The organism is Halosolutus halophilus (genome assembly GCF_022869805.1).
GTDB classification, from domain to species: domain Archaea; phylum Halobacteriota; class Halobacteria; order Halobacteriales; family Natrialbaceae; genus Halosolutus; species Halosolutus halophilus.
The window spans coordinates 2124623-2151548 of sequence record NZ_CP094974.1; the positions used below are offsets into that span (position 1 = coordinate 2124623).

Below are 26926 nucleotides of genomic sequence, written 5' to 3' on the forward strand. Positions count from 1 at the left end.
CGACGAACAGCACCCTACGATGGACGAACTCGTTGGCTGGCATCGCGGGAGTTTCGCCCACGTCTCGAGCCGGGACTCAATCATGCGCCGCGTCGAGTACCTCGAGGATGTCGGATTTCTCACTGGTGAGAACGGCGTCTGGACACTCGGTCCCGAGGGTGAGCGATACCTCACTGACCGCTCGACAGAGACGCTCCTCGAAATCATGTGCCGGTGAAATGTCGGCCTGCGAAGCCTGCTCCATGCGCTCTCAGTTGGGCCGATGCCGATCGACGAAATCAGCCGCCAGCAACTCAATACACATCCCGAGATCGGTTGGAATACGGAGAACCCCGACATGGCACTCCAGCGCGTTAACTGGCTGCGAAGTCTCGGCCGTGTCCAGGAAGACGGCGATCAGTATCGACTCACCGAGGACGGGAGACAGTTCACCGACAACGCTGTCGAGACGTGGGCAGAGACTGCTGCATCAACTGCATCCAGTACAGCGGATCCAATGACTGCGGGAACCTACAAGTCGACGGTCAATGCACGAGCTATCGATCCGGAGTTCAGGGCAACTGCATTAGCGAGGTTCGACCATACGTGTCCGATCTCAGATGTGGATCATCCAGGGCTACTGGACGTCGCGCACGTCCTCTCGTGGAGCGACTATCCGGAGCACCGAGCTGACTTATCGAACGTACTGGCACTCAGTAAGACGCATCACGCAGCCTTCGACCAAGAACTCTTCACCATCGATCGGGGCAACCGGCTGCGAGTGAACCCGAATTTCGATACGGAGAGTGACCTGCTACGGCAGACGATTCTTGATCAAGCCGGGGAGCGACTCCCGCTACCAGATGGGTGCGTCGACACGGATTACGTCGCAAAGCATAACGCGGCGCTTGCGTGGGTGTAGATATCGGTCGAAACGACAAAGCGACGTGGTCTGCGTCAGCGTGCATAATAATTCCAAAATCCTGGTTGCCTTTGGACTCGTGGACCTAGTCCTAGCAGTCAAGTCATTTCTCGAACGCTAATTCGTCAGCCGAGTACGTGTAGCATTTGATTCCGTTTTCTTCACAGTGTTCTGCTAGTTTCGACGGCCACACTCCCTCGTCGTCAAAGTCGCCGAGGTACGCAACTGTAACTGAACCTTCGTCGCCGTCGTTACCGCGTTCGACGACTACAGCCGTGTTCGGATCAGAGTGACTCGTTTTGATGACGTGGTCGCCCGGTACGTACGGGTTGTCGGCGAATTCAAGATTCTCGTGTTTGTAGGTCCAGAGTTTGATGTCCGTGTCGACGCAGTACGATGCGAGGATTCCTGGGTGGTACTCGCGCCAGTCAGCGGGTCCCTGATCGAGTGCACTCGGGAATGCTACTCGAACAGCCTCACCGTCCAGTTCCTGCCCGAAGGCACCGGTATTCTTCTCCGGCGGCATCACTTCGATGACGACGCCGACTGACGCGTCCTCGTCACCAGTCTTGACGACGCGGTCTCCGGGCTTGAACGGGTTCTCCGGCTTCTGATTCATGTACGCCGTGTTCGGCCCTAACTCCTGTAACTCGTTCATCGGCCGCGCTGCGAGGTGTGCCAACTTCTCTGGTTCTTCTCCCGAGTACGCCTCTTGCGTCTCAACCTTCGATTTGAGCGTTTCAGTACGCTCCCATCCCAACATGATCAGGGCGTCTTCGTTGTCTCGATGCTAGACCATCACGATGATATCGTCGTCAGGGTCGTTCTCCAGCAGGTTCGCCGGACGAAACGCCGAGACGTCCCGGGACGTCTTCACATCCACCTCGTACCCGAACACCTCGAAATCGTGCCCGGAGAAACTCTCGGAATTACACCGCCGAATCGCCTCTTCGTTCTCCCACTCCCACATCTCAACTGGAAGGTACTCTCGACAGAACTGCTCGAACGCGAACTCACCGAGATTTCCAATTCGTTTCACGTCGATGTCGTCTGCACCTTGTATGACCGCTTGAGGATTCGCTCGCTCACGGTCGATCTCGCCCGGCGAATACAGATACATTACACGCAGATCATCTATTAGTCAAATATACTTTGTGTACTGGTTATCGCTACGGAGTCGGGAACCGTAACGAATCGTCTGTCTTGTACTAGCCCAAGCACCTCACGAAGATGAAAAGTCCACGAGTCGCTTGGTAGGATAGGTGGATCTCGAAACGACGATCAAACGTAGTAGTTGTCTGATTTATGAATTAGTGTTTGCAATGTCTACAAGAAATTGGCCTATCTTCAGGCTCTACAAGAACAAGTTGGGCGTTTACCAGTAGTTGGTAACGCGATTACTTTATCCAGGGGTTAAATTGGAAGAAAGAATTGACATGATTTCCCATGAGAGCTGCGCTGGGTTTTGTGCGTGGAACGTATGTGGTTCGTATGTATATCCGGCGTCACCAGCGCGTTCCTGAAAATGGCCCCACCCATCGACATGCTCTTGCTCATGATGGTGCCATCCGAAATCGGTCTCCTCATCGCTGTAATGAAACTCGAACTCAGGGCGTGCGTCCGGTGTCTCTCCCGCAAACCAGTGAACAGTCAATGTTGTATTCTCACGTTCGATCCCCCATCGCTCTACCGCTAGGTCTGCCCGTAGCTCTGTGAAATCGCCATCTGGGAACCCCTGTACGGCAGTAACTATTGGATGCCGTTCGAGCTCTTGCTGGATTGCACGAAGTGCTCGATGAGACGCTTCAGATGAATTGTATGAGTCAGCCATTTGCCGGCGCTACGCGGATGCCCGAAAGTCCTTGGTGTACGTTGCGTAGTTTTCGATCGCGTCCTCAAGGACTGAGAGACGATATAGTGCGAGTTCCCAGTCACTTGCGGTTTTCTTGAGATCCCGCGTCTGCGAAGCGGTATCCGTCTCTGCGGCACGAGTACGGAGTTCGTCGGGGGAGTCCACGCTATAGTCAGTTTCCCAGTCTTCGATTTTGGACTGTAACTCAATCTTCAGATCGATCAACCCGTCGCGGTCATGCTCTTCGAGAAGGTCCCGAAGTGTTTGTATCCGTGTGTGGAGTGGGTCAGGGGAATAGAGTGCGCCATCGTCGCGTTCTGTCTTCAGTAGTACGTTCAGGTTGACAAGTCGTTCAAGATGGTCTCGTGCTGTATTCTCCGCGACGTGGGCCTCATCCGCGATATACGATGCTGGACGTGGTTTGGAGACTGTAGTGGCGACTGATTGAACACGGTCGAACGCTGTTGTGTGTTCTTTCCAGGCTTCGACACCCGGGCTCTGGTCGGCCATGGCTCCCTGTAATAGATACAGCGCAATAAATCTACCTTTGAGTAAAATAATTGACCTCGGTCTTTTCGACTGCAGAACTGAATAAAGAAATCATATTACCAACTACTGATATTGTTACTCCACGATATATACAAGTCAGTTAGCCATAGAGTCGAGTTACGGATGTGTTCACAGTACGTTGGGGTTGACTGGTCGTCCGGCGAGTGGGTTTCTATAGCGTATACAGACGAGTCGGAGGCCCCATCAGTTGAGGTATTCGAGGCGATCGCGGGAGTTTGGGATCACTACGGCACATCCGCACGCCGCATCGTGGTCGATGTCCCGATCGGCCTCTGTGAGTCGCTTGAATCAGATGCGTGTTCGTGCGTCGAAGAAGACGGAGAGCTTACCCGACAATGTGACGATCTCGCCAGAAGCGTCATTGGATCGCAATACAGGTCGGTGTTTACCGCACCGGCACGAGAGGCTGCGACGTTAGCTGTAGCCGGTGCAGATCATAGCGAAATAAGCGACAAGAACGAAGAACTGACCGGAAAACGGCTGACGCAACAGGCAGCCGGTATCGCAGAGGGAATCGTCGAAGTAGACAACCTGCTCCGGGGCGATGGCGATCCGGAGGTTCTGGTCGAAGGACATCCGGAAGTGTGCTTTCGTGCACTGAGCGGAACACCACTCGAACACAGCAAACGCACGGCAGCTGGAGTTGCAGAACGATTGGCTGTACTCAGGAACGTCGATGAATACACACGTGGCGACTGGCACACGGTTGCTCGAGATCTTGGAAGCAAGGGGCACAGAGTCGCTCTCGATGATGTGCTAGATGCATTTGCGCTCGCACTCACAGCGTATGCGCCGAAAGAGGAGTTGCATCGACTCCCATCGGACCCCCCTCATGATGCGAAAGGGCTACCGATGCAAATGGTCTACCGTAGTAAGAGCGAACTCAGTTGTGAGTAGACAACGGTTCCGTGTGAGGCTAAGTTAGATTCATGGGACTATGGTCACGGCTGTGAGACTAACACTCGATATTCCCGTGGGCTCGGTCTGATCGCTTCTTTTGAGAGAATTGGTGTTGAGTGGCTGCTTAGAGTGAACACGGCGAGTCAGCTGTCTATATTGGGAGACTGGGCGAGCCCAATCTCCGTATCCTCAACGGGATCGACGATGCTCCGCATTATCTGTGCGACTGTTCTAGTACGATCAGTCGTCGACACTTCGTCAGCCTCTGCATCGTACTCGATGACGCCGTAGTCGTCGAGCTTTAGCAGATGTGTATGATGAAGCCCGACCTTCGATGACCGCTGGACCGTGCGGCCGACCGTCGCAGAATCGACATCTGCTTCGATTGCCGCCACCTGTCGAACCAGATCCGGTACCTGAACGGTTACCTGATCATTCTCTTGCACACATTGTAGCGCGTAGAGCAACTCGAAGACGTTGGGTTCCTCGAAGATCTTGAGGCCGCTCTCGCCGATCCCGCTGGCAGCGCTCGAGAACTCGTCGCCGACGAACAGCTTTGGGCGTGGACGTTCTCGACGGGATCGCTGTCTTGTGCCACCCACTCTTTGAGCAGCGGGCAGTGAGGAATTCAGCCGTTCTCGACGCTGCCGACATCGTGGATTCGTCGTTTCGCTTGAGACTGTCGAAGGTATCGACAAATGAACCCAGTCTGAATGTCTACAGAGCTATTGTCTCGTATTACCAAACGAAGTGACACTCTCCGTCACCGTGACAGCATTTGAAGTAAATTCCTGATGGCAGGAAGAGGTGCTATGCGACGCAGAGATTATCTCGTTGCCGCGGGAGCAGGCGCAGTCGCGGTTGTGGGGAGCATAGGGGAGGTACCAAGGGTATCGGCACAGGAGAGTCAATTCGAACTTGTCGAAATAAATTCACCTTCCGAGGTTGGTGTGATGGATTCGTTCACGTATTCGTATACGGTAGCGAATACAGGTGACCAAGATGGCACTTTTTGGACGTACTTCACCATCGATGCGTGGGGCGAGAGCGAGGTCACATCAGAACGACATGCGTTAGCGATTCCAGCGGGCGAGGAAGAAACAGTAGAAGTCAATACCGCCTACTCGCCGTATCTCGGGACACTTAGGTACCAAATTCAGGCATTTGAAGAATCATTTTCCATTGAGGCGATTCCAGCATCTCATGAATTAGGGGAGGCATGGTGATCGCCCAACGACATCCGTTTGATAATCGACAATCTCGAGTTCACAGAAATATATGAATACGAGGATTACGATGGCACGACGAGCGAAGAATCTGCTCCCTCTGGTTCACAATGGGCGTTCCTCGATGTATATGCGGAGAATGTCGGAGATGAATCCGAATATATCCCACATAGTATCGATATTAGTATCATCGCCGATGACCAGCAGTTTGAAAATACGTTCATTAGTAGAGAGGAAGGAAGATACGAAAGTAGCCAAATCCGCCCTGAGATCTCACGTGAGGGATGGATTGTGTACGAAATACCTGCGGAACTAGACCCGGAAAACGTAGAAGTTAGCTATACGGGTGAGGGATATCAAGGGGGAATATCAGGAGAGTGGGATGCCCGCTGGGCGATCAACTGAGAGATAGAGAGCGAAGGTGGTAATCGAGAGACCGAGAGCTATTTACCATCGATCAAGAGTATCGGCTGCAGGCAACTCCAAACGGAAAGCAATCTACTTCAGCGGAAGATCGTCGATCAGGCTGGAGAGCGGTTTCCGTTACCGGACGGGAGCATCGATTCGGACGACGTCGCAACGCATAACGCGGCGATCGAGTGGGTGTGATTACTCCAAGAACTCGAGTAAGAGGGCGTTCACACAGGCCGGCCATACTTGCCCCGACGATCACGGCATGCTCTCCCAATTGAGAGACCCGACTGCCGTTATACCGCGGGAGGGCGCTAGATATCATACTCTGCGGTCTCTACTAACCCGTATTCGAATCAGTAGTGAAGACAGTTACTTATCTAGACGAGATCTTCGGTTCCGGCTAGCGTGTTTTGCCCCGAGACTTCCGTTCGAAGAGTCATATATATCGAGGGGCTCGGTCCACGCCAAACGGCGCTTCTGGAGGACAGGCAGAACATGCCCAGGCAACGACGACTGGTTCAGGAGTGACTCGATCATGCGCCGCGAGCCAGGTATCTCGCATCGACGAGGAGGAAGCGATCTGGAAGGATGTCATTCGACCCAACGTGCTGTTCAATTTTGTCCAGCAGGTCAAACACATCGGAGTGCTCGCCCCGGAGACACGTAGTCACAGCGGGAAAATCAGTGAATATGAGGCAGATTCGAAACCGTAGTTGTTGCGGGAGGGGCTGACGCCCCAAGAATCGTAATTCGGCGTATGAGACGATCCTGAGGGGCACATGAGAAGACCTACTCGGTAAGATGAATGTGTGGGATAGGTCATATAATTATAAAAAGTGATGGATGGTAGCTACAGACGTAATGCGAGAAGATATCGAATTTGAGGCGGAAGGGGATACGCTTCGCGGCTGGCTCTACACGCCACAGGACGCAACGGGACCAGTCCCAACGATCGTGATGGCCCATGGATTTTCGGCGGTGAAGGAGATGTACCTCGACAAGTATGCCGAGGTGTTCAGTGACGCCGGACTCGGGGCACTCGTTTTTGATAACCGGAATTTCGGTGACAGCGAGGGGGAGCCGCGCTACGAGATCGATCCGTGGCAGCAGGTCCGCGACTACCGCCATGCGATCACCTACGCGATCACGCGAGACGAAGTCGATGGTGATCGCATCGGAGTCTGGGGCTCAAGTTACAGCGGTGGCCACGTCCTCACCGTCGGCGCGCTTGATCATCGGGTTAGCGCTGTTGTCTCACAGGTTCCGCTGACCGATGGCTACCATAACGTCCGCCGACTTGTCCGGTCGGACATCATGGACCAGTATCGGGAGCAATTCGATCAGGACCGACTGGCCCGGTTCCAGGGCGAGGAGCCCGAGACGGTGCCCGTCGTCTCCGAAGAACTGCTCGGCGAGGCAGCATTACCGACTCAGGATGCCTACGAGTGGTTCATGGAGACGGAAGAAGAACGCGCTCCGAACTGGGAGAACAAGGTCACGCTCAAAACCGTCGAGATGCTGAGCGAGTATGCGCCGATCGATTATATTGACCGCATCAGTCCGACACCCCTGCTGATGATCATCGCGGAGGGTGATCATCTCGCAGTCGCCGACAAGGCCTTCGAAGCGTATGAGAAGGCACGTGAACCGAAGCGGCTCGTGACGCTTGACGGTGGACATTTCGATGCCTACGTCAACAAGTTCGACGAATCGAGCGGTCCTGCACGCGAGTGGTTTGTTGACCACCTGGCGGAAGCAGACGGCTAAAGAACGATCGATAAAGGAGGAGTTGGGACAGACCTGGCGCAAATGAAGGTCGGCTGGGCCGACTGGATCGGCTGACCGGCCCGCAGCCACCGAAGTCCCTCGTCGAAGTCCTAGTACTGTTGGCGGCAGCGTTCGCGCATACCGACTTCCCAGGCGCGCTGTTCACCGCGGCTGTAGACCGTATCGATGGGAATGCCGACTTGCCCGGCTTTCGCACTTGCCAGCTCGGTCTCTGGAGTATCTTGTTCTCGGCTCTGTTGAAATCCTATTCTTTAGACAAAACGCAGTATGAAACTGCTGTACGCTGAAGACTGCAGACTCACTGCTTTCCCTTGTTGAAGATGGTTTTATTATCTCCAGTTTCCTCCCGTGATGATCTCGTGCCGTGTTAATAGAGCAGCTCTCCCTTTCGATTTCTAAGAGAAATCCGTATGAAGGAGTCGAGCGTATCTTTAGTCATGAGCACTGATACCACAAACCAAGATGCGTACGAAATGGACTCCACCGCCAGTGGGATGCGCCTCGATGCGCTGGCGCTCGCCGGAGCTGCAGCTGTACTCTCCGCCGTCGTGATGCTCCTGCTCGGTGTGTTCGGAGCGACCGGTGTCTATGAGGGTGCAGTCGAAGCGATGGAACAGTGGCACCTGTTCTTCGAACCGACTGTCGTCGGGACCGTGGCGGGCATGGTAGAGGCAGCTGTCATTAGTTTCGTTCTCGTGTACGCCTTTGCGTGGTTGTACAACGCGTTCGCACGATGAGAGCAGAGTAAGATTGGAGACGCTACCATGTACGTTACCGACAGAGCGGAAATCGTCATCGACGCTAGTCCCGAAGAGATCTGGGAGTACGTGACTGACCCGGTCCACTGGACGGCATCGAACCCCGAGGAACACTACGGGCTCGAATACGACACGCCCGACAACCGGCCCCGTGAGGGCGCGACGTTCCACCAGGCCGAAGAGGTCGCCGGGATGTACGCCGACCTGCACGGTCGCTTCCCTTACATCGACTATCCGAACGTGGCAGTCTGGACGGGATCGGCGTACTATCCGCTCCTTCGCGGGCTCATCACTGTTCGGATTCCCGAAGGTGGCACCATTCGACTGGAGGAGACCGAAGACGGAACGCGGATGTCACACGCCGTCTGGATGGACTTCCCGAACAACCGGCGTGGCCGAGCGTTGAAGTGGATGTTCACGACCGTCCTCGACGGGAAGGCGAAACTCTACGACCACACGAACAAGGAACTCGTATTCTTCAAGGATCGTATCGAATCGGCGCCGCCTGCGGAACCAAAGCCATCGATTGGTCACTGGATTCGACGCCTTTCTTATGATGGTACTTTTCTCGTGGAACGTTATTATTCAAATTTACCTGATTTGATTTCGTTTGCTGTTCAACCTCGGTAACGAACATTTCAGTCACCTGACGATCGTTTTTGGCCGCTTCCTATCGGAACATCCCTCGGACGGGTTCGTCCTGTTGGTCCTGTGCCTGTTGTAGTTGTTGTGCGACTTGCTGTTTCTGGCGCTGAATCTCCTCAGCCTGCTCACGAAGCTTGGTAGTATCGATATCGAACTCGACGAGCGGCTCAAGCGCCGTTTCGATTACGGATCGTGCTGCGGCTGGATCCGGAAGCCGAGGATCTGCACGGACAAGCAGCAATGCTGCCGGAACATCTGCCTGATAACAGGCATTGATGAGCGCACCGGTCACACCGCTCACGGCACCGGACTCCGCCGCCACCTCAATCCCGGCATCTTCGAGTTCCGTCTTCAATTCCTCGGTTGTCGCAACGCCAACGACATCGCCCTGCTGCTCCTCAGATTGGGCCGGCGCACCGGCAAGGAAAATTGCCTGGCTGAAATCATCGGCCAATTCCTCTAGAACGCACTGACTCAGATCGGTGAACGCGTCTTCCGGGATCGGAACATCACTCTGTAGCGTCATGATATCCGGATCTGTTCCGCCATTGACCCGTACCGTATCCTGAACTAGCCCATCTGTGAATGACGCAACGGGCGGGAAGGAATCGGACCGGATCGATCCATATTCCTCAAGTCCGAGCTGATCGGTGATCTGATCGACGGCGATCGACGCAACCAGCCCGTGACCCGGTAATCCTTCGATCAGCGTCGGTGACTCCGCTTCAAGATCGGTCGACCGATGAAATTGCACGTCAGATGTATCTGGCATGATTCTCATCGGACTACACCGACTCATCACATATGTTTACGGGACACTGTCAAATTCGGTTTCTGAGTGGACTCTGTCATCAAAGCATGACGAGCGATCAGAATGTGTGTCCTATGATATGCTACTGGCCCCGAGGTAGATGTTCCCTTTATCGAACAGTCGGACAATCCGTGGTCAACACAGAACGCCTTTGAGGTAGTTCGCTACTCGTCAGTTTGGTCCGTGCTCGAGGATTCGTCGGACTTTTCGAGGGCCTGTTCGAAGGCTGCTTCACCAGTTTCCGTCATTCGATACTCGTTCTGGCGCTTATCCTCTTCGTACGGGCGTTTTTCTAGTAAACCACGATCAGCGAGATTCCACAGATTCGTTCCGATTGAGTCAGTGGCGACGTCCACTTCGTCAGGAATGCCCTCTCGGATTTCCTTGGTTCGGACCCACGTATCCAGTGTATCGATCGTCCGCATGATCTGGAACGGATCACCGTCGGTCTGAAGCTGTGGTACTGAGGATTGATCAGGAGAGTCGTCCTCTTTGGCATCGACAGCAGAGGCATCTGGGTGCTCCGATCGACGCTCACTGCCTTCGTCGGTGGTCTCTTCCAGTCCAGCATCGGCCTCGGGTTCTGCACTTAACACCGAGAGGGCAGCCGGATTATCGGCGGCGATTCCGATCTGGAAAGAGCGGATTTCGACAGCAGGATTGAGTTGATCGATCACGTTTTGCAGGTCATCTGCGTGTAATTCCCCGTTCAGTTCGACAACCAGTTCGTTCGCTTCGCTGGTCTCAGATAATTCAATACTCATGGACCAGATAGTACTTTCAACATCCGTTATATAAATACAAAGTACCTAAAGAAAGTGGCCGATGGAAGAATGACCTGGGAAGATGTTAATATTATTACTGTATGGGTGAGATAGCTGATCCACTCTGATATCCTTTCACTTCGGGTATGCTCCATAGTGGAGAGGAAATGGCTCAACAAGGCTGACTCGTAGTTAGACCGTCACAATTCTTCGAACTGTTCGATGAGGCCGAGATCACGTTCGAGATGTGGCTCGACGACAGGACTTCGAATGCTAACGTCGAGTTGCTCACGCTGCCACTCTAATCCCGACTTCCCGGCCCAGACGCCGTACAACAGATCCCGAACTACCTCTTCCACTTCTCGATCCTCAACACTCAGGCTGTTCCCGTCTCGTGGCTACACGATCCCGCTCGGATGAACGACGACGCCCAAGCGCCGGACGTCTGGAAGCGCTGGGTCGAAACCGGCAACGTCGCCCAGTGGCCGACCGGCGAGACCCTCGATCACAGCGGGCGGGTTCGACGCTACGAAACCTCCGAAACCGTCGTGAGTAATGCCTTCCGGGAAGAAACGTTCGATCGATACGGCCACGCGTGCACTATGACCGGTATTCGAGAAGATGACCTGCTGGATCTGGCCCACATCCTCCCACGAAGTCAACACCCTGACCTCGCCGAACACCCGGAAAATGTCCTCGTGCTAAACTCACTACACCATCGAGCGTTCGATGCCGCGCTGTTCACGATCGACAGCAACCACCGTATTCGAACGAGCCCATCGTTCAATCCCGCGCATCCGTTCCTCCGCGAAACCATCCTCGAACGAACGGGCGAACAGCTCACGCTCCCGCCTAACGTTCAGGTTCGACCATCGTTCCTCGAAGAACTCAACACCGGCCTCTCGTGGCTATAGCATCCCCCCGTCTCGATATCGCAGTCACCGCAGGATCTAGTAAACCGCAGTCGAGAAGACCAGTGAGTTACCGGTCAAGTCCTCTAACCCGAACTGCATGGCGTCCACACATTATCTATTTAGTACGTCCCCAATCAGACGGAGAGTGTTTCAGTAGCACTCTTCCCCGTAAACATTAGAATCCGGTCGTTCTCGATAACATATGAATTATCACGCTATCGCCGACGAACTCGCAGACTGGTTCCTCGAAACCGCGCTTGACGTCAGTATGGAGGCCGATATGCAGTGCCGTCTTATCGAATCCCTCCGCACCGAACTTCAGGACGCGGACGCACTCTACGCCACGTTCCCAGACCCGACTCTTACGACCGATGGAAACTACGCCGTGTACAAGCGACCGTACATCGACCGCATCGCCGAATGCGGCCAGAACGATGGCGTATTATCCCGAGTGCATCCGGAGGTCAATCTCTCTGATCCGGACGGCCCGAACGAACAGATTGACGTGGTCGTCTTTGACGACGAACTCTCGCATCCTGTATTTTGGAACGGTGGATCAAAACGATACGATGAGCGCGACGTCGCGGCCGCCTTTGAACTGAAGTTTATCACCAATCAGAACGTACTCTCAAACGACTTCGACAACTCAACCCTTCGCTCCGCATCTGAGGCTGAGATGCGCCGTGACAGCGCCGTCGAGAAACTACACACGGCGAACCGGAAACTCGAACACGATCTCGACCGACTCAACGACCTGCCGACTGACGAAACGTATCTCGTCGTCTTCTCACACTACAACTACCTCTTCCAACCCACTCTCCTCGACAAGGACAGCGCCACCCTAAAAAAGAACCGGAAGATCGGATGGACCGTCGACACATGGCTCTCCAACGAAGCGGCTGCTGGCTCAACAGAAATTCTCTATGCACATCCTGGCGGGAAAACGTGGTGGCAGTAGAGTACGTCGCTCGCACTCTTCGCGATGGAGCAGAACCCACATGATGTGATCTCAAACCATCTTGTGTCATTACTTCACACTGGATCTACGGTGAACCGCTGATTCTCCTTCTTGCTCGATATTCCAGAACTTGACGTGCATACCGGGAACTGCGCCGATCTCCTTCTGTGGCGTCTTCAAAGTGAGAGAATAGGAATCATCTTCCGCTGCGGACTTCAGCAGAGCCTCCAGACTCTGAACCTGCGATCTGGTTCGATGTAGCTCTCAAGACAGGCGTGTAATCGCCCAAGCTGCACGCTCGCGGACTGTCTCGTCCAAGTCGTTCGCTTTCAATTCCTGGAGTTCCTCGATCGGAATCGGTACATTCGCGTTCCCGATGAGTGAGCACGCGTTTGCTCGAACTTCCGGGCTCGCATCCTCCAGCGCGCTCTCCAGGTGATTCTGTTGGGCCCGAATCGCGCTCGGATCCGCCTCGCCTGCTCGAAGCAATGCGAGCGACGCATTCACGCGCGCCTGAATGTTGTTGTCCTCAAGCCGAGCAGCAATCGGGTCGGCGTGCTCGATCACAATGTCGGGATGTTCTTGCGCGATATCTCCCAGCAACCCGACCGCATTATTCCGAACGCGCTTCGCCTCATCATCCAGCAACGCGACTAACTCGTCTACGATCGGTTCAGCAGCGTCCGGATAGTTCGACGCGATCTTCCCAAGTGCCGCTAACGCGTTCGTCTGCGTCGTCTCATTTTTGCTCTGCAACGCCTCGATCAGGACACTGACCGCTGGAAACACCTCTTCAGGGTACTCCTCTGCAACAGCGGAGAGTGTGTATACTGCGTAGCTCTGCGTCGTTCCAGTATCAGCTGCCACGGCAGTCTCCAGGGCTGGTACCGCATCAAGAACACTACCCGGATCAGCTTCAGCTAACTCCATTAAACAGGCAGCCGGCTGGTACATCGACTCTTGACTCGTATAACTCGCCAACTCATATACGTATCCTTTCAGCATTAACGGGTCATCCTTCGTGGAGTCCCAGAGTGCTTGAAACGCCGCCCGATCGAGCGCCGTTGGCTCGTCAGCCAATAACTCGAACACGGCCTCGATAGCCGTCTCACGTACATCGTCCCGGTGTTGCAGTGTACTCATCGCAAGGCGAAGCGCTTCACGCCGATCCACGCTAGTTGACTCTGCCACCGCATCAGCCAGCATCGTGCGAATCGTTTCACCGTCCACTGTCTCCGGGTCATCTTCGAGTTGTGATCGAACCGCGGCGAACGCCGCCCCTACGAACGGGTCAGCGAGTCGTTCGTACGAAACGGGGTGTACTGACTCGATATCTGGCAGTCGAACAGAGAACTTCTCGCCGGTCCCCACGGTCTCGAACCAAAACACCGGCGGGCCTTTCAACGGCGTCATCGATGGGCGCTCCGGCTCAAAATGCGTGACCAGATGCGTCTTCGTCTCACCGTCCGTCCGATACGTGAGTTCGAACACGTACCCGTCGTTTAGGATGTCTCGTACCTCGTCCGCTGACTCGAATCCGCCGTCTGGAATCAGATCGCTCGAGGGCGTCGATAACTCCATTTCTCCCTCCTGGAGGAGATCGACGAAGTCCCACGCGTGGTAATGGTCCCACCCATCAACGTGGCTCAAGTCGAGATCGTCAACGACTACGTGCCCATCTGCTCCGGGAAATAGTTCCGCGAGTATTCGAAGCCGCTCCTCCCGCTCTGGCCACCACTCGTAGTTCCCGAACTCGTCGCGGTCACCTAACGTATCGATGTCCCCATCACGCCGCCGAACGGATTCAACTGTCCCCGGAATGTCGGCCTCGTCAACAAGGTCCTGATTCCCGATCGCCCAGACCTCGTGATCGGTCTCGTGTGCCCAATACTGAACCCACTCAAGCGGCACCGCCTCCCGTCGCGGATGCGGATTCACATCGACCGTCCAGTCCCGATCGAACGCGAGAACGTACATCACACTACCTCCAAGAGATCATCCGCCAGCGATTCGAGTTCGTCCGTCTCGTCAATGGCGGAGAGCCATCGGTCTGGGAGTTGTGACGCACCGAACCGTGCACCCGCAACTGCTCCGGCAATCGCACCGATCGTATCAGTGTCACCACCACGGTTGACAGCGGTCACGATCGCTTCTCCAGCACTCTCGGAGCCTAAGCCGTCGTGAAGCGCCGTTTGAAGCGAGTGAACAACGTACCCCGATGTTTCGAGCGAGCTGGGCGAGTTGCCTTGGGCGATCGGTCTGAGCGCGGTCGTAAGTTCATCTGGTACACCCGCATCGACGTAGTCGAGCGCGTCCTGTAGTGGAGTGTTGACGTCATCGAGGAGGCCAGCCAGCGTGAGGTTGAGAATCGCGCAGCCATAGGTACACCGCGGATCAGCGTGCGTAATCTGCGAGGATTGCTGGCTCACCTCGACGAGTCGATCCCAGTTAGTCGCATACGAGATGGCAAGCGGCGGGCATCGCATCACACTCCCGTTCCCAGCGTTCTGGCCTTCCTGACTGTTCTCCCAGACCTGCTGGCCTGCCTCGTCCCACGTCGAGCCGCGTTTGAACTCACGCAGCGACCGTGCGGTCATCTGACCGATGTCAAACGGGTCACTATCGTACCACGCGACGAACCGATCAGCAACATCCGCTGGATCGAACCCCTGTTGCTCGGCGAGACTTCTTGCGATACACAGCGCCTGCTCGGTGTCGTCAGTGATCGTTCCCGCCGGCTGATTCCACGTTCCATACCCGACCATCTCGTCGAGTTTCCCGTACTCTGCGGCGATCCCCGAAGCCGATGCGAACTCAACCGGTCGTCCAAGCGCATCCCCACACGCAAGCCCCAGTAGAACACCGCGTGTTCGATCTGAATTCATACGCAACCAACGAATACGTTCAAGAAAAATGTACGGTGACAGTCACCCGTCAGGTTTCGCTCCTGTATGGAGATTCTCCCGATACTTACTCCACGCCTGATACATCTCCACCCGTTCATCTTCTGTCATCGTCTCGTGTTCCGTGTCATCGTAGAACGGGAGTTCGTCTTTCTCCGGCATATCCATCAGTACACCAAGTGGGTAGAGTTCCTCATAGTAATGTTCCAGAACCCAGTCTTCGCCGTGTTCGGCGACTGTTTGCTGAATATACGGTGCTGCCTCGGGGTAGTCTTCCTCAAGTGACTCGGTCATTGTTCGGGGTTGGATGTTGCTTGGTGTTCAATGCCGGCTCGTCACAGTAATGACGGTCAGGCGTCCGTGAACTCAACGAGGGAGTGGTTCGGGCTATCTGTGGTCCACTTGCCGATCTGGATGACCTCAAAGGTCTCAATAGGCTCGTCAAGCGCATCGGCGACCTGTTCGCGGGTTTCAGGTGAGAGACTGTCGACGGGAATCGCAGTGAGGGCGTGCTGAGTGAGTCGGTAACTGGTTGCCAGGCTCGTCGGCGCGATGACGATGACATCTGATCCGTCGGTGTCTGTGAGTGTCCGTTGGGCATCTCGGTACTGGTGGACAACCGCATCAAGGTCACCAATAGGGAAGAGGACACTTGCATCCCCGTACTCGATACTCGTCCCCGCAGACGTGAAATGCCCTTTGAGCATAACTACAGAGAAATATATTCCCATCATGCATTAGTTTTATGATTAGACTCTCCACCTCATCCATCACTTCAACAAATCGCATTCCCATAAGTTGACTATCCCTGCTTCCAATCGATCCAATATGCCTCGCGATCTCTACAACTGCACAGCAGCAGAACTCGCCACTCAACCCGTCGAACACCGCCCTCATGACACCCCACCGAGCGATGTTGCAGCTTGGCTAGACGCAAACGGGTACGACGCCGCTCCAGTCTACCAAGATGACGACCCCGTCGGCTTCGTCCACAAAGATGACGTCACCACTGACACCGACGGCGACACGCTTGCCGACCACCTCACCCCACTTACTATCGACCACCTGATTAGCGGCGACGCCGCGTTCACCACTGTCCTCTCCGCACTCATCGAAACCCCCGTCTACTTCCTCGGCGGCCATAATAACGTCGCCGGCATCCTCACCCGCGCCGATCTCAACACCGCTCCCGCACGCATCTACCTCTTCGATCGCATCACGTACCTCGAAGAACACCTCCGCGAACTCATCCTCGACAAAGCACCAAACTGGAGACAAACACCAGTCACTCCAGACGAACTCAACGATATCGAAGAACGGCATGCAGACGCGCAAGCAGCTAACGTCGCCTTAGAGGAGATTCACTACGCCCAGTTCTCGACGCTCGAAACCATCGTCACCAGCGTCGAAGCCTGCTGGCAGACCTGCGGTTTCTCAACCAAAGGCGCTGCCGGTACTAGCCTGCACGAGATCACTGACCTTCGGAACGACGTAGCGCACGCAAACCTCGTCGTTGAAAACACAGACAGCAACGAGTTCCTCAGCAGTGGCCGCACAACAGAAAACCTCCACAACACCCTCGAAACCATCGACGATGTCCTCACGAACCTCCAAAACGCAGGGTACGACCCAGGCGCGTCAGCGACATCGTCACCCCGAGCTTAATCAGCTCCTCTTAGAAGCAATCCTGAAATTGCCTTCGTGACGTTACCAGCGTATTCGCCTAAACTGAACCCGGTCGAAGAATGCTGGAGATAACTGCGATCGGCTCTCAGCAGCCAATTTTTCGACTCATTTACCGAACTTACGACAGCGATCGATACCGCTCTTGATCAACTCTCGATTCCAAAAGTGAACAATTGCTTCTAATGACTCCTATAGCGGCGACCTGTCGCTGGCCTTTCTGGACCAGCAACCGACACGACTCATCGAGATACACGTCGATCTCGTCGACGAAGGATGACATCGATCCCCGAGGGTGGAGATATCCTATGACTCGTTCGATCGCGTAGTCGCCACGTAGAATGATCGCCGTTCCTCGGCCGTCGTGACGGTCTCGACGTCCTGTACAGGAGCAGTTATAGTAGTCGCTAGAAATAATTACTCACCTTTGGAAGCGAAAGCTGGTCAAGAGCGGTATCGATCGCTGTCGTAAGTTCGGTAAATGAGTCGAAGAACCGGTTGCTAAGTGCTGATTGGAGTTGTCTCCAGCACTCTTCGACCAGATTTAGCTCAGGCAAATACGCCGGCAACGTCACGAAAGCGAGGTCGTCACGGGCCGCTAGGTCCGTGACTGCTGACGCATGAAAATCCGGCGCTCTATCTAGTACAATGATCAAGTTATCTTCGAACTCTTAGCATAATGTGAGAATGAAATGTTTGCGTGATCGGCAGTCACATATTCTTCGAATCGAGAAAAAAGCGATCACTGTCTTCGGTGATCGCGCCCAACAGACACGTCCAGTCGCGTTGTCCAGACAATTCGTCGGACGGCCGCGTGCCGCGTGGTTTTCGCGCGGCACGCGGCTCAACTTGCACGGATTTCTTGGTTTGATCGAGACAAACTACTGTGGCGTCCATTTCCCGCCGCTTTTTTTGAGTTCCTCGCAGAACGTTTCTTGCTCGTCAGCGTCAGATTCGGTGGCTGTACGGCGAGGTTTTTGATAGCTTAATCCCGCTTCGTTGAGCAACCGCCGACAACTCGGGATTGAGTACTCGACATCGTACGTCTCGGCAAGATACTGCTGAACGAGCGCCGGCGTCCACGCCGGCGCGTCAACCCCAACTTCTTCGGGTGACTCGTGGACCGTTTCTTTGAATTCTTTTTGCTGTGTTTCTGAGAGCTTCCGTTTTCTCCCAGATCGATGAGCATCGGTTACGGCCTGTTCAAGCGACTCGTCGGTGTCAAGTCGCGTGAGCCAGCTATAGATTGTTCGTCGCTGAACGCCGTACCACTCGGATAGTTCAGTCTGTGTGACGCCGTTTTTGTATGCAATCGCTGCTAACAGTCGTTTTGTCGGCTTCTTTCCGTCCACGTTGTCGAGGGCGTTTTGCAAATCCTCGATAGAGATCTCGTTGAGGTGATCCACTACATGTAGCAACAATATTCGAGTGAATAATTCTAACGGTTACTATAGTTCGTCATCTGTATAGGACCGATCTTTGAGTTTCACACTTCGCAGCCGCCACTGACGACTCAGTTCCGGCTCGCTCTCGGGACCGACGCGCGCGCCGTGAGTTCTGAAGAACGCCCCGTCGCGGCCAAGTGATTTCCCCTCGTACGTATGCTGGTCGAACACGATATCGTACGTTCCGCCTGGTTCGGTTCGCTGCTATATCGATACCCTCAAATCCTACCCGAACGCAGATACGGGTGTAAGCGTTTTACGATCGTTCGTCCACAATTTTGCGGTCCGAGGCGCAACGATCACGTAACGAAGTACCTGTTTCCACATTGTGGGATGGGGTATGATCACGCTGGTAGTCGGACTGGGTATGATTTTCGTGTATTTGCCATCTGTGGGCGATCGATACTGCGCTTGATCAACTCTCTGTACCAAATGTGAGTAATTATTTCTAGTTTCTACTATAGAGTGTTGTTATATTTCTGTAACCCGATTGTAATTACCGTCCAGACTTGCAGCGTCTTCCGGAAGTAGCGCGACTAAGAGGTAGTCATTGTATTCCGAGAGGTATTCAACCAGATTCGCAATGCGTTCAGAGTCGATCGCTTCCAGAGAGTCCAGTGTCATCAGGGGGACGATGTCATAGACCTCGTGTGCCAGATACCCCGCGAGAGCGAAGATTAGGCCAGTCACCTCGCGCTCGCTCTCACTCAGGTGATCGATGCTATCCTCGTAAGTCGCGTTATTCTCGGTCTGACGGATCACGTGGAGATCGAACTGACTCTTCGCTACTTTTTTCCTTCCTTCGCGAACTTCCCGTTCAACTCGCTCGATCCAGATTCGATCGAGGTTCTCGTACTCAAGCAGATTCAACACAGTAGCCATGTGCTCGTTGAACTCGTCGACGGCTTGTTGTTCGATCCGATCGATTTTCGTGCGCAGGTCCGAGATTTGCTCGGTGAGGTCCTCTCGATCGGCCTTGAGTTCGTCATCTCTGGAGATCTGGTCCTCGATTTCCACTATTTCTGTCTCGATCCGTTCTAGGTCCCCTTCGAGTTTTCCGAGGTCATACTCTAACTGGTTCGCTTCCTTATGGAGATCGAGAATTTCTTCGTAGGAATCGTCTTCGAGGTCTTCGACTGCAGTTTCGATCTCGGCAATTTCGTCCCGCAACGCCTCCTTCTGATCGGAAAGCTCATCGATATTCTCTTCAGTGGATTCGATCTCGTCTTCGATCTCTGCAAGTCGCTCCTGGACGTTTTCACGACGACGCTGCTGTTGCTCGAGTTCGCGCTGTTTCTCCTTTAACTCGTCCAGTTCGTCTTGAATCTCTTTCGACTCTCGGACCTTCTGTTGGGAGTATTCCCGAAGGCGATCGACCGTCGCTTCGATCTGATCGATATCGACTTCGGTCCCGCAGGTCCAGCAGGTCGTCGTCTCTTCGGGTAGGAGTTGGTCCGTAACCGCCTCGTCCGAGCCGAGTACGGCCATAATTTCGTTGTTTGTCTCTTCCATCATTTCTTCGTTGAACTGGATCACACTCCGACACTCGCTGATCTCGGAATTGAGTTGCTGGTGCTGTGTCCGGAGGCGATCGATACGGGTGTCCAGTTCTTCGATCTCGCCGACGGGGGCCTCCGGGAGTTTCGACAGCTCCTCGTCGAGTTCCTGTTTCTCGCTGCGGAGCGAGCCGAGGCTGTCACGCTCAGTCTCGATATCGAATCGGATATCTTCGAGTTCGGATCGCTTCTCGCGGAGAGACGAGAGTTTCTCTTCGAGTTCCGCCTTCTCCTCGCGTGTCTGTTTGAGGTCTGCGTCTTTGGAGTCCAGTTCGGCCTCTGTCTCGGCGAGTTCCGACTCGACCTTGTCGATTCGATCCCGGAGTCTCGTTCGCTCCTCTTCGAGCGACGGGAGCTGTTTTTTTAGCGACTCGATCTCCTCGAGTTCCTGATCGACGTTCCGCCGCTGTTGGACCAACCGTTCGATTTCTGCTTGAATTTCTTCTGTGTCGACCGGCCGCATTATGATCTCCCGAAGATCATCACTATTTGCAACGGCTCGGCGAGCCTCATTCGATTCGAGTAAGAATGCGAAGAGATCTGCGAGGGTCGAGTCCTCCAGATATGGGTCACCGCTAGCCGTGATATGGCCGTTCACTCGATTGAGGGTTCGCGTATATGTTTCACCATCAACAGTCATCTCGACTGTTGCTTCATCGGCGTCTCCTTTGACCGACACATTGTCGCTGCCGAGTGCCGCAATTATTGCTTGCAGGAGGGACGTTCGATTCGTCGCATTCCGGCCAACGAGGAGAGTCACACCAGGTGAGAACGTTACCGACGTTTTCTCGATTCCACCGATGTTCTCGACGTTGAGCTGAACCTTCTGCTTTGATTGTTCAACGCTCATTCAAATGTGATTCAGCTTCGGAAATATATAAATGCCTTGCTTGAATCCCCAGAGAGGATATTGACGAGACTTATGACTTAAAGGTTATTCCGCGCATCCACAGCCTTTCTGATCCAGGATTTCGGTCACGTCGAACTGTCGTCCACAATTCTCACAGAACACGTTAATGTCGACCGTTACCTGATGTGGTCCCAGCTCGATCTGATCGGCTTTATCGAGTCCCTCAAGCTTCGTTTCGGTCACTGCCGCCGTCCGGTTGCGGAGCTGTTGAATGCTCGTTTTGTCTCGTTCGATCGGATCGTCTGCTGGTTCGTACTCAGCGTTTCGTTCCTTCTTCAGGTACGATCTGATAGCCTGATACGTGACGAAATCTGACTCTACTGATTCAACTACGACTCCGTCCCGTTCGAGTTGCCGTCGGGTGCGTGTCTGGTCGGCTGGCGAGCCTTTTTCTCCCTGAATTTGCTGATAAATGCTGTCTAATTCTCCGCTAACGGTTTCGAATTCTGAATCTTCTATTGCAGATCGAAGAAGGCGCTTATTAAATAAGGTTGATAATTGTCGTAAACTTCTGCGCTCATTGCCCTCTGCAGTCCACATATGTTCGAGTTCTTCGCCTAAATTCCCGAGATCATATTTGTCAATGAGTCGGCTAACTTTAGTCCGGTGTTCAGTTTTGTCCTCTAAAGTTCCCATATTGGGATGGACGAACTAGGGAATAAAGAGTGTTGCCATCAGTCAATCGGGGGCCAGTTCATTGGGATAACAACCGTACCATTGTTACGTAAAAAGATAGAAGTCTGTAGATATAACCGGATTGTCATATTCCGTTTTGATAGCCGGGTATGAACCGGGGTCGGGAGCGGACTGGTGCTGCTCGGTGCGGTTTGCTGCTCTTGACCGAACGCTACGATTCCGGCATATAGTCCCCCAGTAGTTCCGGTAAAGCGACCCAAATCGCAATTTCAGAGTACGTGTGGAGAGGCAGTGGCAAACCTAGAAGTTCTATCGTAGAGAAGTCTGTTCGTTTGAATGCCAAACAGCCGCTCAGAATAAGGTTTCTCGCTACTCGCTGACGAGGCAATCTGCGGCAGCGTGCCCGACCTCTGCGTCCCTTTGCTAGTGGACCTACCGAATCCTGGAAAGTAGCTTTTCGGCCGATACGAGCCGATTGGATGATCAGCCACAGTGTCCGTGTGTGGCTGGCCTCACCTACGGGTGCGTCCAATACTATATTCCGAACTCACAAATATACTATATTGTTACCACGTCTTCAGCCGACTGGTCAGTGTCGGTAACTGTGTGATTTCCGGGTCAGTTCCGCCGACCGGCAGTAGTTCGTGGAACCCGATCGGAGACTTTCCAGAAGCGGGGCGTATAGTGAACAGACGATTATTTCTCGTTCGCCGATTCGGTGAGTGCCAAGCACTGTGACGAGATACTGAGCGGGAAACCGGATCGCTGGTAAGTCGAATGTTCCGACCTCAAACCCGTGATCGGACGTTCCCGAGCGTTTCTCGACGGTGTTCATACTGTCGATCGTATGGTCGAGCACCGATTCTCCCGTGATTCGCGTAGTGATCGCGGCACCCGGTCAATACCCTGGGATGATTCGGAGGAACAGAAATGCGTCAATGGAGGTCTGAAAATATGTCGATCGCTTCGAACGAGTCCACGCCGATCGCTACGTGGGCGCAGTTCCGCTCCTGCCAACGGTATCTTCTCTCGCTGTCCACCACAGTCAGGCGTTGCTAGGATCGGGATCAACAAATTAGCTGGTCAATGAACCCATGCTGTACCGTCTCATACGAATGTCTGAGTGTATCACCGATGTGCCGCTCGGTTGCCGAACTCGACCGAAAACAGCACTTATACGCGAATTCCGGCTGGACACCCTCCCGATAGTTCGATTATCGGCCCAGGTTCGAGTGACGAGTGATTGATCGCCGTCAACCACCTCTCGAGAGTTCGTCATTGTGCTTTCGCGGATGTGGTCTCGGGACGGACGGGGCGTTGAGAGTCACTAGTCAGCCCACCTTACAATGTGGGTTCCAACGATAGTACTCTCCTTCAGCGAGTGTCTCAGGAATGATCAGCGTACGTGGTTTCAACGCAGTTCGCGTTCCCTCATGAACTCCCCCTGTTCTGGAACCATTCCATAACAACCGTACCTCTATTATTGAATTGTCAAAGACGTATTTCCGTTCTCACAGTAGGACCAGTCGGATCCATCACTGTCACCCTCTGCTGCAGGGTCCGTTTCTTAATATAGAACCGCTCGACGGCTCCCGTACGCTATCACCCGGGAAAAACACTCGTGTTCGGTATATCCGTAAATGTGAGTACTACTCAGAGCAAGAAAATAGCCTAAAAGCCTGTGGAAAGCGATTGTCGATGGCTTAGAACTCCTCTGAGAATACCGGAAATATCTCACCACATATCACGTCGTACATTCGACCTCAAACTGCTTTGCTGCTGTTGGGCTGTCCCGGGCTGTCTACATTGGCAATCAAGCTTGCTATCGGCTATACCGGAAAACTTTCCTCGGCACGTATCGACATTGAAAGCTCTGAAGCGGCCATAAGCTGACTCTGAACCTATTGACTAGTTGTATTCCTCCTATCGGCTACGGTGGCTCTCTGCGTGTATAGTCTCGTATCACTGCTGCTAGAGACAACCATATTCGACACCGATCGATTGGTCCAGTTATACCGGATAGATTTAATATCGTTCAGTCCCAACCCATGGTAGTATGGGACAAGATGTATCGGTCAATACGGCCAAGCGGACGCTTGATCTCCTTGAGCACGTCGGACGGTACGACGGCGTGACGTTCTCTGAGGTGATGGAGGCAATGGATATGCCGAAAAGTACTGCACACGACTATCTCCAGACGCTGCTCACGCTGGGATATCTCATCGAATCCGACGGCAAGTATCATCTGAGCACAAAGTTTCTTGACCTCGGCGAACAGCGCCGCCGAGACATGGCAATATATCAGGCGGCACGTCCAAATATCCGAAAACTCGCCCGCGAAACCGGGGAGCACTCGTCGTTGATGATCGAAGAAAATGGACGTGGCGTGTTGCTCGACACCGCCATCGGCGATGAGGCGGTAAGTCTCAATGTCCGACCCGGTCAGCGACTTCCTCTCACTACCACCGCGCCAGGGAAAGCGATCCTGGCCCACCTCCCCGACCAACGTATTGAAGACATCCTTGACAAGCACGGACTTCCGATAGCGACGCCGAACACGATAATCGACCGCGAAGATCTCTTTGACGAACTCGACAGCATCGAACAACGTGGCTACGCACTGGATCTAGAAGAACACGTCGAGGGCATCCGATCTATCGGCGCTCCGATAGTGGTTCGAGGGACCGTCGTCGGCGCAATCGGCCTCGGGGGCCCCGTCAGAAGGTTCTCAGACGAACGTCTCGCCGACGAGTTCCCGGAGTTGCTGTTGGAGGCGGCCAACGTGATCGAGGTCAACTATCTGCACTCTTGACCGGTGTGCGAGTGCCTCTGTACAATCGCCTAGTTGGAACTTATGAAGCGAGAAGTGACACCCGAGTCGGCGATGAAGCTTGGTATCCAACTCCATCTGGCGGGACTGTCGCTGGCGGATACCGTCTTGGTCCTCGCTGGCATAGATGTCGAGCGGTGTCCCACTCCCGTGCACAACTGGATTCAGAGGCCGATCTACGCCTTCGAGAGGATGTAGCCCAAATCATGTGGCGGTTGACGAGACGGTGATTCAGGTGAATGACTATCCCTATTGGCTGTACGCGGTAATTGATCCCGACACGAATCACTTCCTACACGTGCGGTTGTTTCCGACCAGAACGATCACGCTGACCGAGATGTTCCTCGCAGAACTCCGCGAGGAACATCTCGTCAACGACGCGCTCATTCTGGTTGACGAAGCGCTGTTGCTGAAAGCGACATGCTACCACCACATCCTCCGATTCCTCCATGTCTCCCACCGGGAATCGGAGTAGAGTCGAACGGGCGTTTAAAGAGCTGAAACGCCGAACTGAATCGTTCGCCAACCATTTCCAATACGCTGAGCCGGAAATCGCAGAAACGTAGCTTCAATCGTTTGCGGTTTGCCGGAACCAGCTAATCTGAATAATGACGATGAACGTTGTCCAACGTGTTGCAGCGGTCACGGGCCAAGAGGTAACCCAGTGACCGCCCTTGTATGATGCGATTGATCCCGAGGCGCTGGATTCGCTTATCAAGCCCGTCGCGACGGGCCCGTCGTCTCTGGAAATCCGATTCACATACGCAGGACAGCGAATTATAATCGAGGGAAGAGGGGCTATTAGTGTCGAAAATTATCGAATGGGGCAGGGAGTGATCGTAGTAGCTGATACTGACGATAGCATGGATTGGTTCTCCCGCAGATACCGTTATATCCTGTTCTCCCTCGCTTTTCGTTATCTGAACACTGCCGACCGCCGGAGACCGAATGTATTTACGGTCTCCGGATAATCACTTACCGAAGCGATGTACACTAAACTCAACCTCGACGACGCGGAGTGGCGCACACGGACCGACCGCGAACCTGCCGTGAAGACCCTCGGCTACGAAATGAAGCAAGCCGACGGAGAGCGGCCGGTCCAAATGCGATTCAACTACTTTCATTACGATGCCGGCGACGTCGTGCGCCGACATAAACAAGTGGAACAGGAGGAGGTATTCTACTTCGAGCAGGGACGTGGTGTGGTGGAGGTCGACGGCGAGGAGTTCCCGTATGAAGCCGGAGACGTTGTCGTGATCGATCCTGGTCCGTGGCGTCAGATCACTGCCAAAGAAGAGACGCGAATATTCGCAGTCGGCGCACCGAACGTCGCCGACGACGCAATCTTCGAAGACGAACTGGACAAGACGGACGACGTCTGAGACGAACCAGTTCTCTCTCGTCGATGAGTGTGACGATTTCTACTAGACATCCAAGGTAACCGCGAACGAGTTACGTCTCTGGAGACGGAGTATGCCCTCAAAACGAGGGAATTACGTCGTCGCCGACTGCTTCGATCTGTTCATGCTGTTCGTCGACGTCGGTAGTGAAGAAGTCGACGATGATCCGCGTGACGCCGGCGTCGACGTACGCCTCCACATCCTCAATGATGTCGTCGGGCGAACCAGAAAGGAGATGGTTGCTATCGCCGCCGACGTTCACCGGACGCAAGACGGCGATTTCGGGGTCACCGGATCGGTTGTAGTCGGTCCACGCGTTCATGATCCGTTCGCGGGCGGACTCAACTTCGTCCGGGCTATCCCATAGAGTCGACCAGCCGGTCCCGTACTCGGCAACCCGACGGAACGTCGCCCCGGAGTGGCCTCCGATCCAGACGGGGATGTCGCGGTCGGGCGCCGGATAGAAGCCGATCTCGTCGAAGGAAACGTGCCGACCGTCGTATGCGAACTTCCCCTCCGAACAGGCCCGCGAGAAGACCTCGAGAAACTCGTCGGTCCGTGAACCACGTTCGTCGAACGGGACGCCGAGAGCGTCGAACTCGGTACTGAGCCAGCCTGGTGCGACGCCGAGGTCGGCCCGGCCGTTCGAGAGCGACTCGAGCGTGAGGACGTGCTTCGTCAGTGTGATCGGGTGTCGGTAGGGCGCTGCCACCACGTTCGTCCCGAGCGCGAGGTCATCGGTGACCGCCGCGAGGTGGGAGAGAACCTGGAATACCTCGTAGACGCTCGTTTCGGAGGTGAAGGGCGGTTCACCGGACTTCGAGAACTCGTAGTCGGTCGGAATCTCGTCGGGATAGGCGATGTGGTCGCCGGCGACGACCACGTCGAAGTCGTTATTCTCGAGCGTTCGCGCCGTTTCCCGGAATACACCAGGAAGGTCCGCATCGGCGATCCCGTAGTCGTTACTGGTGGCCGACAGCATTACGCCAAACTCGACGTCGGATTGGTTGACCATCGTTACTCAAGTGATTTCGCGGGGAGTGCAAATCAGTTTCGACTGTC

At 54.4% G+C, this 26926-nt stretch carries 26 protein-coding genes and 6 pseudogenes; 17 read left to right on the forward strand and 15 right to left on the reverse strand.

Annotation, left to right across the window (positions count from 1 at the left end; genetic code table 11):
- Window positions 1-19: 19 nt before the first annotated feature.
- Window positions 20-217, forward strand: coding sequence for a hypothetical protein (locus tag MUG98_RS10365; protein WP_265112047.1), 198 nt, complete (start codon window positions 20-22; stop codon window positions 215-217).
- A 45-nt stretch (window positions 218-262) separates the two neighbouring features.
- Window positions 263-901 carry an HNH endonuclease gene (locus MUG98_RS10370; protein ID WP_265112048.1) on the forward strand — a complete coding sequence of 213 codons (639 nt, stop codon included), beginning with the start codon at window positions 263-265 and terminating at the stop codon, window positions 899-901.
- A gap of 103 nt (window positions 902-1004) precedes the next feature.
- Here MUG98_RS10370 and MUG98_RS10375 read toward each other — a convergent pair.
- Window positions 1005-2021, reverse strand: a pseudogene (locus MUG98_RS10375) (DUF7961 domain-containing protein).
- 720 nt (window positions 2022-2741) lie between these two features.
- Window positions 2742-3263 (reverse strand): DUF7342 family protein, encoded by a 522-nt coding sequence (locus MUG98_RS10380; protein WP_265112049.1) that lies wholly within the window; start codon window positions 3261-3263, stop codon window positions 2742-2744.
- Between the two features lie 162 nt (window positions 3264-3425).
- Between MUG98_RS10380 and MUG98_RS10385 the strand changes: the two genes are divergently transcribed.
- A complete protein-coding gene (locus tag MUG98_RS10385) occupies window positions 3426-4220 on the forward strand; it encodes a DUF429 domain-containing protein (RefSeq protein WP_265112050.1) in 795 nt (264 codons plus the stop codon).
- A gap of 146 nt (window positions 4221-4366) precedes the next feature.
- Here the strand turns inward: MUG98_RS10385 and MUG98_RS10390 are convergent, their stop codons facing one another.
- Entirely contained in the window at window positions 4367-4825 is a 459-nt protein-coding gene (locus MUG98_RS10390) for a DUF7344 domain-containing protein (protein WP_265112051.1), read from the reverse strand.
- A gap of 210 nt (window positions 4826-5035) precedes the next feature.
- Between MUG98_RS10390 and MUG98_RS10395 the strand changes: the two genes are divergently transcribed.
- The 5 genes from MUG98_RS10395 (at window position 5036) to MUG98_RS10415 (ending at window position 9039) form a co-directional block, all read left to right on the forward strand.
- Complete coding sequence (locus MUG98_RS10395) at window positions 5036-5449, forward strand: hypothetical protein (RefSeq protein WP_265112052.1); 414 nt, start codon at window positions 5036-5038, stop codon at window positions 5447-5449.
- 18 nt (window positions 5450-5467) lie between these two features.
- Window positions 5468-5854 carry a DUF4352 domain-containing protein gene (locus MUG98_RS10400; RefSeq protein WP_265112053.1) on the forward strand — a complete coding sequence of 129 codons (387 nt, stop codon included), beginning with the start codon at window positions 5468-5470 and terminating at the stop codon, window positions 5852-5854.
- Window positions 5855-6724: 870 nt separating this feature from the next.
- Window positions 6725-7630 (forward strand): alpha/beta hydrolase, encoded by a 906-nt coding sequence (locus tag MUG98_RS10405; RefSeq protein WP_265112054.1) that lies wholly within the window; start codon window positions 6725-6727, stop codon window positions 7628-7630.
- A 458-nt stretch (window positions 7631-8088) separates the two neighbouring features.
- Window positions 8089-8388: a hypothetical protein gene (locus MUG98_RS10410; protein ID WP_265112055.1), complete on the forward strand. Its 300-nt coding sequence runs from the start codon at window positions 8089-8091 to the stop codon at window positions 8386-8388.
- Between the two features lie 27 nt (window positions 8389-8415).
- Window positions 8416-9039 (forward strand): SRPBCC family protein, encoded by a 624-nt coding sequence (locus tag MUG98_RS10415; RefSeq protein ID WP_265112056.1) that lies wholly within the window; start codon window positions 8416-8418, stop codon window positions 9037-9039.
- Between the two features lie 40 nt (window positions 9040-9079).
- On the opposite strand, the gene MUG98_RS10420 is transcribed toward MUG98_RS10415, so the two are convergent.
- The 3 genes from MUG98_RS10420 to MUG98_RS10430 all read right to left on the reverse strand — a co-directional run bounded on the left by MUG98_RS10420 (window position 9080) and on the right by MUG98_RS10430 (window position 10988).
- Window positions 9080-9826: a proteasome assembly chaperone family protein gene (locus MUG98_RS10420; RefSeq protein WP_265112057.1), complete on the reverse strand. Its 747-nt coding sequence runs from the start codon at window positions 9824-9826 to the stop codon at window positions 9080-9082.
- A 203-nt stretch (window positions 9827-10029) separates the two neighbouring features.
- Window positions 10030-10629, reverse strand: a complete 600-nt coding sequence (locus MUG98_RS10425) for a MarR family transcriptional regulator (protein WP_265112058.1) — start codon at window positions 10627-10629, stop codon at window positions 10030-10032.
- A 200-nt stretch (window positions 10630-10829) separates the two neighbouring features.
- Complete coding sequence (locus MUG98_RS10430) at window positions 10830-10988, reverse strand: hypothetical protein (RefSeq protein ID WP_265112059.1); 159 nt, start codon at window positions 10986-10988, stop codon at window positions 10830-10832.
- Between the two features lie 6 nt (window positions 10989-10994).
- Between MUG98_RS10430 and MUG98_RS10435 the strand changes: the two are divergent.
- From MUG98_RS10435 to MUG98_RS10445, 3 genes and pseudogenes are all read left to right on the forward strand, one after another.
- Window positions 10995-11039: pseudogene (locus MUG98_RS10435) on the forward strand (hypothetical protein); the annotation flags it as partial.
- A 6-nt stretch (window positions 11040-11045) separates the two neighbouring features.
- Entirely contained in the window at window positions 11046-11543 is a 498-nt protein-coding gene (locus MUG98_RS10440) for an HNH endonuclease (protein ID WP_265112060.1), read from the forward strand.
- A gap of 202 nt (window positions 11544-11745) precedes the next feature.
- Complete coding sequence (locus MUG98_RS10445) at window positions 11746-12501, forward strand: hypothetical protein (protein ID WP_265112061.1); 756 nt, start codon at window positions 11746-11748, stop codon at window positions 12499-12501.
- A 264-nt stretch (window positions 12502-12765) separates the two neighbouring features.
- Here the strand turns inward: MUG98_RS10445 and MUG98_RS10450 are convergent, their stop codons facing one another.
- From MUG98_RS10450 to MUG98_RS10465, 4 genes are read right to left on the reverse strand one after another with little or no spacing between them, the layout of a single operon-like run.
- A complete protein-coding gene (locus MUG98_RS10450) occupies window positions 12766-14478 on the reverse strand; it encodes a HEAT repeat domain-containing protein (protein ID WP_265112062.1) in 1713 nt (570 codons plus the stop codon).
- Window positions 14478-15386, reverse strand: coding sequence for an ADP-ribosylglycohydrolase family protein (locus tag MUG98_RS10455; protein ID WP_265112063.1), 909 nt, complete (start codon window positions 15384-15386; stop codon window positions 14478-14480). Before MUG98_RS10455 ends, MUG98_RS10450 begins: the two co-directional genes overlap by 1 nt.
- 42 nt (window positions 15387-15428) lie before the next feature.
- Window positions 15429-15698 carry a DUF8110 family protein gene (locus MUG98_RS10460; RefSeq protein WP_265112064.1) on the reverse strand — a complete coding sequence of 90 codons (270 nt, stop codon included), beginning with the start codon at window positions 15696-15698 and terminating at the stop codon, window positions 15429-15431.
- Window positions 15699-15754: 56 nt separating this feature from the next.
- Window positions 15755-16111 (reverse strand): DUF8165 family protein, encoded by a 357-nt coding sequence (locus tag MUG98_RS10465; protein ID WP_265112065.1) that lies wholly within the window; start codon window positions 16109-16111, stop codon window positions 15755-15757.
- A 121-nt stretch (window positions 16112-16232) separates the two neighbouring features.
- Between MUG98_RS10465 and MUG98_RS10470 the strand changes: the two genes are divergently transcribed.
- Window positions 16233-17069: a CBS domain-containing protein gene (locus MUG98_RS10470; protein ID WP_265112066.1), complete on the forward strand. Its 837-nt coding sequence runs from the start codon at window positions 16233-16235 to the stop codon at window positions 17067-17069.
- A 27-nt stretch (window positions 17070-17096) separates the two neighbouring features.
- Window positions 17097-17273, forward strand: a pseudogene (locus MUG98_RS10475) (transposase); the annotation flags it as partial.
- Between the two features lie 221 nt (window positions 17274-17494).
- Here MUG98_RS10475 and MUG98_RS10480 read toward each other — a convergent pair.
- The 4 genes and pseudogenes from MUG98_RS10480 to rdfA form a co-directional block, all read right to left on the reverse strand.
- Window positions 17495-18493: pseudogene (locus MUG98_RS10480) on the reverse strand (IS630 family transposase).
- A 45-nt stretch (window positions 18494-18538) separates the two neighbouring features.
- Window positions 18539-18727: pseudogene (locus tag MUG98_RS25410) on the reverse strand (hypothetical protein); the annotation flags it as partial.
- A 276-nt stretch (window positions 18728-19003) separates the two neighbouring features.
- Window positions 19004-20938: an archaea-specific SMC-related protein gene (locus tag MUG98_RS10485; protein ID WP_265112067.1), complete on the reverse strand. Its 1935-nt coding sequence runs from the start codon at window positions 20936-20938 to the stop codon at window positions 19004-19006.
- Window positions 20939-21022: 84 nt separating this feature from the next.
- Window positions 21023-21634: a rod-determining factor RdfA gene (rdfA, locus tag MUG98_RS10490; RefSeq protein ID WP_265112068.1), complete on the reverse strand. Its 612-nt coding sequence runs from the start codon at window positions 21632-21634 to the stop codon at window positions 21023-21025.
- A gap of 2056 nt (window positions 21635-23690) precedes the next feature.
- Between rdfA and MUG98_RS10495 the strand changes: the two genes are divergently transcribed.
- The 4 genes and pseudogenes from MUG98_RS10495 (at window position 23691) to MUG98_RS10510 (ending at window position 25846) form a co-directional block, all read left to right on the forward strand.
- Complete coding sequence (locus MUG98_RS10495) at window positions 23691-24446, forward strand: IclR family transcriptional regulator (RefSeq protein WP_265112069.1); 756 nt, start codon at window positions 23691-23693, stop codon at window positions 24444-24446.
- 42 nt (window positions 24447-24488) lie between these two features.
- Window positions 24489-25030: pseudogene (locus tag MUG98_RS10500) on the forward strand (transposase domain-containing protein).
- A gap of 108 nt (window positions 25031-25138) precedes the next feature.
- The gene (locus tag MUG98_RS10505) at window positions 25139-25435 is read left to right on the forward strand and encodes a HalOD1 output domain-containing protein (RefSeq protein ID WP_265112070.1); all 297 of its coding nucleotides are present in this window, start codon (window positions 25139-25141) and stop codon (window positions 25433-25435) included.
- 15 nt (window positions 25436-25450) lie between these two features.
- Complete coding sequence (locus MUG98_RS10510; RefSeq protein ID WP_265112071.1) at window positions 25451-25846, forward strand: cupin domain-containing protein; 396 nt, start codon at window positions 25451-25453, stop codon at window positions 25844-25846.
- A 97-nt stretch (window positions 25847-25943) separates the two neighbouring features.
- On the opposite strand, the gene MUG98_RS10515 is transcribed toward MUG98_RS10510, so the two are convergent.
- The gene (locus MUG98_RS10515) at window positions 25944-26879 is read right to left on the reverse strand and encodes a TIGR03619 family F420-dependent LLM class oxidoreductase (RefSeq protein ID WP_265112072.1); all 936 of its coding nucleotides are present in this window, start codon (window positions 26877-26879) and stop codon (window positions 25944-25946) included.
- Between the last annotated feature and the right edge of the window lie 47 nt (window positions 26880-26926).